5 protein-coding genes are annotated in these 7,299 nt (G+C 60.7%); 2 read left to right on the top strand and 3 right to left on the bottom strand.

The features are described 5' to 3' along the window. Positions 1-257, top strand: a 257-nt coding sequence (locus tag BW686_RS26970; RefSeq protein ID WP_218775744.1) for a hypothetical protein, incomplete at its 5' end; no start/stop codon positions are given. 257 nt (positions 258-514) lie between these two features. Next, on the top strand, positions 515-2,008 hold the full coding sequence (locus BW686_RS10105) for a YifB family Mg chelatase-like AAA ATPase (protein WP_084916158.1): 1,494 nt from the start codon (positions 515-517) through the stop codon (positions 2,006-2,008). A 69-nt stretch (positions 2,009-2,077) separates the two neighbouring features. Here the strand turns inward: BW686_RS10105 and BW686_RS10100 are convergent, their stop codons facing one another. The 3 genes from BW686_RS10100 to recG all read right to left on the bottom strand — a co-directional run bounded on the left by BW686_RS10100 (position 2,078) and on the right by recG (position 7,297). Continuing rightward, positions 2,078-3,385: a CitMHS family transporter gene (locus tag BW686_RS10100; RefSeq protein WP_005887737.1), complete on the bottom strand. Its 1,308-nt coding sequence runs from the start codon at positions 3,383-3,385 to the stop codon at positions 2,078-2,080. Positions 3,386-3,737: 352 nt separating this feature from the next. After that, the gene (locus tag BW686_RS10095) at positions 3,738-5,135 is read right to left on the bottom strand and encodes an aminoacyl-tRNA deacylase and HDOD domain-containing protein (RefSeq protein WP_084916157.1); all 1,398 of its coding nucleotides are present in this window, start codon (positions 5,133-5,135) and stop codon (positions 3,738-3,740) included. Positions 5,136-5,221: 86 nt separating this feature from the next. After that, positions 5,222-7,297 (bottom strand): ATP-dependent DNA helicase RecG, encoded by a 2,076-nt coding sequence (gene recG / locus BW686_RS10090; protein ID WP_084916156.1) that lies wholly within the window; start codon positions 7,295-7,297, stop codon positions 5,222-5,224. Positions 7,298-7,299: the final 2 nt, after the last annotated feature.

Below are 7,299 nucleotides of genomic sequence, written 5' to 3'. Positions count from 1 at the left end.
TTGGGGAAGCGTGCAGCACGTCGTTGTTGATGGGTGCCGTTTTTATCGGTCATGCGGGAAATTCTCTGCGCAGCAACGGGCCATTCACCCGCCTTATGCAGAACTGCATTCCAAAATGTGTGCCGAAAATATTTTTATCTATTGAAAACAGGCAGATAGGGGCGCTGCGTGAAAAACAAGCTCAACGACCAGGTAAAAAAACGCGAAAAAATGCGCAGGTTTTTGCAGGACGATGCGCAGGCTGGTTTCGGTGCTGAAGGACTTGTATATAGAGGACGTGGCCAGCCCAAACGGCTATGTGATGCGCAAGGGTTTGCGCGTCACAAGTTTTAGCTGTGTGTAAAAGCAGGGGAAGGAAGATAGCCGATGGCAATGGCCTGCCATGCTGGCGATAGCACGCTGGAGCGAAGGGCCTTTCGCACTCTCCCCTCACACCCTGTATCCATTCCCCTCCCACCCTCACCCGCCAAATAAAGCACCATACCCGCCCATCGCTCATATCAAGGAATGATCCATGTCGCTGGCTATCGTCCATAGTCGTGCCCAGGTCGGGGTGGAAGCCCCGGCGGTTACTGTTGAAGCGCATCTGGCCAACGGCCTGCCGGCTCTGACGCTGGTGGGGTTGCCGGAGGGTGCGGTCAAGGAGAGCAAGGACCGGGTGCGCAGTGCGATTCTCAATTCCGGGCTGGATTTTCCGGCGCGGCGCATCACGCTTAATCTTGCGCCAGCAGATTTGCCCAAGGATGGCGGGCGATTTGACCTGGCGATTGCGCTGGGGTTGCTGGCCGCCAGCGGGCAAGTGCCGTTGGTTGCGTTGCAGGATGTTGAATGCCTCGGCGAGCTGGCGCTGTCGGGGGCGATTCGGCCGATTCAGGGGGTGTTGCCTGCTGCGCTGGCGGCGCGTGCGGCGGAGCGGACGTTGATTATCCCCGCGGTGAATGCCGAGGAAGCCTGTCTGGCGTCCGGGTTGCGGGTTATTGCGGTGAGTCATTTGCTGGAGCTGGTCGCGCATTTCAACGGGCGCACGGTGATTGCGCCCTATCAGTCCAGCGGCCTGTTGCATCAGCCCAAACCGTATCCCGATTTAAGCGAAGTGCAGGGCCAGACCGCAGCGAAGCGTGCGTTGGTCATTGCTGCAGCCGGGGCGCATAACCTGTTGTTCAGTGGGCCGCCAGGCACCGGCAAGACGTTGCTCGCCAGTCGCCTGCCGGGTTTGTTGCCGCCGCTGGACGAGCATGAAGCGCTGGAGGTGGCGGCGATCCAGTCGGTCGCCAGTCAGGTGCCGCTGACCCGTTGGCCGCAGCGACCGTTTCGACAGCCGCATCATTCGGCATCAGGCCCTGCGTTGGTGGGCGGCGGCAGTCGTCCGCAGCCTGGTGAAATCACCCTCGCCCACCACGGCGTTTTGTTTCTTGATGAGCTGCCGGAGTTTGATCGCCGAGTGCTTGAGGTTCTGCGTGAGCCGCTGGAGTCCGGGCATATCGTGATTTCCCGTGCGCGGGATCGCGTGCGCTTTCCGGCGCGGTTTCAGTTGGTGGCGGCGATGAATCCGTGCCCCTGTGGATACCTTGGTGAGCCGACCGGGCGCTGCCGCTGTTCCACCGAACAGGTGCAGCGCTACCGCAACAAGCTGTCCGGCCCGTTGCTGGACAGGATCGACCTGCACCTGACAGTCGCCCGCGAGGCCACGGCGCTCAACCCCGACCCGACCACCCGTGAAAACACCGCCAGCGCCGCAGCGGTGGTTGCGCAGGCCCGCGAACGGCAGCAGCGACGTCAGGGCTGCGCCAATGCGTTTCTTGATCTGCCAGGGCTGCGCGAGCACTGCGTGCTGTCCGGCACCGATGAAAACTGGCTGGAAACCGCCTGCGAGCGTCTGACCTTGTCACTGCGCTCGGCGCATCGGCTGCTGAAAGTGGCGCGCACGCTGGCGGATCTGGAACAGGTGGACGCGATCACTCGCAACCACTTGGCCGAGGCGTTGCAATATCGGCCTTCAACCAATTGATGGCCCAAACGCAAAAACTCGCCGTCAACGATCACGTCGACGGCGAGTTTTGGTAAAGCCTGGCGGGAATTACATGCTGCTATAGAGCGGGAAGATCCCCATCAGCAGCGCGGCAACCAGAATGCACATGCACACCAGAATCGCCCATTTCAGGGTGAAGCGCTGGTGGTCGCCAAACTCGATACCGGCCAGCGCCACCAGCAGGTAAGTCGACGGCACCAGCGGGCTGAGCAAGTGGACCGGCTGACCGACGATCGAAGCGCGGGCCATTTCCACCGGGCTGATGCCGTAGTGGGCGGCGGCTTCGGACAGCACTGGCAGTACGCCGTAGTAGAACGCATCGTTGGACATGAAGAACGTGAACGGCATGCTCACCAGCGCAGTGATGACAGCGAGGTAAGGGCCCAATGCGTCAGGGATGACTGCCAGCAGGCTTTTCGACATCGCATCGACCATGCCGGTGCCGGACAGGATGCCGGTGAAGATACCTGCTGCGAAGATCAGGCCAACCACCGCCAGTACGCTACCGGCGTGGGCCGAAACGCGGTCCTTCTGGTCTTGCAGGTTCGGGTAGTTGATGATCATCGCGATACTGAATGCGATCATGAACAGCACTGGCAGCGGCAGCAGGCCCATGATCAGGGCAACCATCAGCGCCAGGGTCAGCGCGCCGTTGAACCAGATCAGTTTTGGACGGCGTGCATCCGGGAACTGCGAAACGCTGATTTCGCTGTGGTCGACTTCATCACCTTTAAGGTGCAGTTCGCCAAGACGAGCGCGCTCGCGTTTGCCGTAGAAGTAGGCAATCGCCAGAATCGCAACCACACCGGCCAGCATGGCAGGGATCATCGGCACGAAGATATCGGATGCATCGACATGCAGCGCACTGGCCGCACGCGCGGTCGGGCCGCCCCATGGGGTCATGTTCATCACGCCGCCTGCCAGAATGATCAGACCGGCCATGATGCGCGGGCTCATGCCGACGCGGCTGTACAGCGGCAGCATGGCAGCAACGCAGATCATGTAGGTGGTCGCGCCATCACCGTCGAGGGACACCACCAGCGCCAGCACTGCGGTGCCGATCGAGATGCGCATCGGGTCGCCTTTGACCATTTTCAGGATCTTGCGCACGGCCGGGTCGAACAGGCCGGAGTCGATCATCAGCGCAAAGTACAGAATGGCGAACATCAGCATCACGCCGGTCGGCGCCAGCTTGGTGATACCCGCGAGCATCATCGGGCCGATCTGCGACGCGAAGCCGCCGAACAGGGCAAAGATGATCGGGACCAGAATCAGGGCGATCAGCGCAGTCAGGCGCTTGCTCATGATCAGGTACATGAACGCAATAACCATGGCAAAGCCAAGGAAAGTCAGCATGGGAATACTCCAGACGTCAAACGGCTACAGAACGTGAAATGAACGAATCAGCTCAGCAGGATCGGTACGTGGAGTGGGGGCGCAAGGAGGGTGTAGAAAGAAAAGTCAGCAAGCATCGGAATCACCATTATTGTTGTTAATTGGGCCTGAAACACCTTGGAGTCCGTTCCTGGCTAACCGGTCTTTTTGCCGGAAGTGGGTCGATGCTAATTGCCCAAGCTTTCACCGACCTTTCAATCAACGGCGATGGGAATTTTATTGTCGCAAATGTCATGGCGCACCACAGAGAGAGGCGCGGGGAGGTAAGGTTGCGGAAACGGCGCCCACCTGAGTAGGGGGCGCCTGCACGGTGTTACTTGCTGAACTGCGACGCCAGCTCGCGCAGCAATACCTCTGCTTCCAGCACCTTTTTCACAGACTCGTTGGCTTTTTCGCGGGTCAGACCCAAGCGTTCGAACAGTTCGTCGGGGATTTCTTGCTGAGGGCCGGCGCCGATACCGTTGGCGCGCAACAGCCGTACGGCCAGGTAAACCAGATTGGCGTAAGCGTGATGCTCGCCGGTGTAATGCGGGTCGTGCTGGAAGCGCAGCGCAGTGGCGAGTTCGTCCGGCATGTCCCAGTAGCGCATCAGCCAGGCGCCGATCTGCTCGCGGCTGATGCCCAGCAGGTGATGTTCGATGTAACTGTGGTGCAGGTGCGGATTGACCTCAAGCTGACGGCAGATCAGCGTGAAGTGCGGCGGAAATACGTGAGCGAGCAGCAGATAACCGAAATTGTGCAGCAGGCCCGCGAGGTAGCTCAGGCCGCCTTCCGGGCGCTTGGCGCGCGGGATAGCGCGGGTCAGGCCTTCGATGACCGCCGCGGTGTAGATCGACTGCTGCCAGTAAGGCGTGGTCTGTTGCGGCTGATCCTTGGGCAGGCTCAAGGTTTTGCCCAACGCGAGGCCCAGCGCCAGGTTGATCACCAGATCAAAGCCCAGCACGCGGACGATGGCATCTTCAACCGAGCGAATCTTGCCGGTGGAGGCGTAATAAGGCGAAGCCGCCCAGCTCACAACCTGTGCGGCCAATGCAGGGTCGGTCTCGACGACACCGGTGATGTCATCGATGGTCGCATCGGGATCGACCCGAAGTTTGATGATTTTCTGAGCAGTGCCGGCCAATGGCGGAATTTCCAGCGTCGCTTCCAGGCGCTGCTGAATACGGCGCGCCGTGAAGGCGTGCATGGCCTGGGTGATTTCTGCAGGATCATCGGCGGGGCGATCAAGATTGGGATGGATCGCCTCTACTGACTGGCCGAAGTGCGCAGCGCTGGCCTTGCTCAGCATGCCTTTGAAGTCGTCACTGCTGATTTCGAGCAGAATGCCCGGCTCACCCGACCCCACGAGCAGCCTCGGCTCCTGCAGCAGACGTTCGTCGTAAAGGCACGGTGAGCTGGTCAGCGCAGGCAGACCCGGCAGCACCTGGAGGTTGTGCTTGGTCAGCATGCGTGCCAATCGCTCGTGTGACACCGCAGTCAATTGGCGGCCAGTCAGCTCGGTGATGCGGCTGAGGTCCAGCAACTGGCTTTGCGGAAACAGGATCAGCAAGGCACCGACAGCGTCCTCCACCAGCACGGCCTGGACCTTGCGCGCCGGAGGCAGGCTTTTGTCGTCCATGACTTCGTTGTAGCTGATAGCCAATTTTTCAAGCAACTGCCGGATAACCGACGGCGCATGGTGCGAATCATTGACGTGGGCAACTTCTGTCATGGGCTTTGTCCAATTTCCTACATTTTTTGAAGTATAACCACGTTATTCCTTTTCGGTTGAACGTGGTGTTCAAAGCGTAGCCTGCATCACACCTGGCCATACTGCTGGCCATGACGCAGCCATCGGTCCAGTAACGGGCTGACGTGTTGCGGCCAGCGCTCAAGCAGGGCCTGGGCTGCGTCGCGTACAGCCGGGAGCAGGTCGGCATCGCGCATCAGGTCCGCGACCTTGAATTGCAGCAGGCCCGTTTGTCGCGTTCCGAGCATTTCACCGGGACCACGCAGTTCAAGATCCTTTTCAGCGATCACAAAGCCATCGTTGGTTTCACGCATGATGCCCAGCCGCTGACGGCCGATTTGTGAAAGCGGCGGGTGATAGAGCAGCACACAGTGACTGACGGCACTGCCGCGACCAACCCGGCCACGCAACTGGTGCAACTGGGCCAGCCCGAGGCGCTCCGGGTTCTCGATGATCATCAGGCTGGAATTAGGCACGTCGACACCGACTTCGATGACCGTGGTCGCCACCAGCAATTGCAGAGCGCCCTGCTTGAATTCGGCCATGATCGCGGCTTTTTCTGCAGGCTTCATGCGCCCGTGGATCAGCCCGACACGCACCTCGCCCAGCGCACTGCTGAGTTCTTCGTACGTGGTTTCAGCGGCCTTGCAGGTCAGTTCTTCTGATTCTTCAATCAACGTACAGACCCAATACGCCTGCCGCCCCTCGGCGCAGGCCGCACGCACACGCTCAACCACTTCCAGCCGGCGGCTGTCGGCAACCAGCACGGTATTGACCGGCGTACGGCCGGGTGGCAGCTCATCGAGGATCGAGGTGTCCAGATCGGCGTAGGCGCTCATGGCCAGCGTGCGCGGGATCGGCGTGGCGGTCATGATCAACTGATGCGGGCACATCAGGCCTCCCACGCCCTTTTTGCGCAGTGCCAGACGCTGCTGAACGCCGAAGCGGTGCTGCTCGTCGATGATCACCAGCGCCAGGTTCTTGAACTGCACTTCGTCCTGAAACAGCGCGTGGGTGCCCACCACCATCGGCGTCCCGCTGGCAATCTGCTCCAGTGACGTGACACGCGCCTTGCCCTTGAGCTTGCCCGCCAGCCACGCCACACCCACGCCCAGCGGCTCGAGCCAACGCTGAAAGTTGATGTAATGCTGCTCGGCGAGAATTTCCGTAGGCGCCATCAACGCCACTTGATAACCCGCTTCCAGCGCCTGCAAGGCCGCCAATGCGGCGACCACGGTCTTGCCCGAGCCTACGTCGCCCTGAATCAGGCGCAGCATCGGCTCTGGCTGGCTGAGGTCGTAGGCCACTTCCTTGCCAACGCGCTGCTGGGCACCGGTGGGCGCAAAACCCAGGTTGGCGAAAAATTGTTTCGGCAGTTTCTTCGCGACTGGCAACGCCGGAGCACGTTGCGAGCGCAGGCTTTCACGCAAGCGCTGCTGGGAAAGCTGATGGGTCAGCAGCTCTTCGAAAGCCAGACGGTGCTGCGCCCAATGATGTCCAAGGGCCAACTCATCGACGTCAGCATCGGCGGGCGGATGATGCAGGTAGCGGATCGCGTCATCCAGCGGTGCCAGTTGATAGTCCCGGGCCAGTTCGTCCGGCAGCCAGTCAGGCAGGCTTTTAGGGCCGAGCATCGCCAGACTTTGCTGACACAACTGACGTAAACGCTGCTGGGTCAGACCCTCGGTCGTGGGATAGATGGGCGTGAGTGTCTGTTCGACGGGCGGAGGTTCGTCACCGGTGATCGCACGGTATTCAGGGTGATAGATTTCCAGCCCGGAAGCACCGGGACGGGCCTCACCGAAACAGCGCAGGTGCGTGCCACGCTTCATGCTTTCTTTCTGGGCATTGCTGAAATGATAGAAACGCAGGCTGACGACGCCAGTGCCGTCACCGAGCCTTACCAGCAGGCTGCGGCGCTTGCCCATCACCACGTCGGCACCGCTGACGACGCCTTCGATCACGGCATCCTGACCGGGGCGCAACGCACCGATCGGCACGATGCGAGTCCGGTCCTGATAACGCAACGGCAAATGGAACAGCACGTCCTGCAGGTTTTCCAGACCGACCCTGGCCAGCTTTTCTGCCATCGCCTCACCGACGCCCTTGAGCGCGGTGACCGAGACCCGGGAAAGCTCGCTCATTT

The sequence above is a fragment of the Pseudomonas syringae genome, from assembly GCF_002157375.1.
Classification (GTDB): domain Bacteria; phylum Pseudomonadota; class Gammaproteobacteria; order Pseudomonadales; family Pseudomonadaceae; genus Aquipseudomonas; species Aquipseudomonas syringae_T.
Note: the sequence above shows the minus strand (reverse complement) of the source record. Positions and strands in the feature narration are given on the sequence as shown.

Excerpts from the sequence above, each read along its gene's own strand:
- BW686_RS10105 (WP_084916158.1), top strand. The coding sequence starts at position 515 with ATGTCGCTGGCTATCGTCCATAGTCGTGCCCAGGTCGGGGTGGAAGCC.
- BW686_RS10100 (WP_005887737.1), bottom strand. The coding sequence starts at position 3,385 with ATGCTGACTTTCCTTGGCTTTGCCATGGTTATTGCGTTCATGTACCTG.
- BW686_RS10095 (WP_084916157.1), bottom strand. The coding sequence starts at position 5,135 with ATGACAGAAGTTGCCCACGTCAATGATTCGCACCATGCGCCGTCGGTT.
- recG (WP_084916156.1), bottom strand. The coding sequence starts at position 7,297 with ATGAGCGAGCTTTCCCGGGTCTCGGTCACCGCGCTCAAGGGCGTCGGT.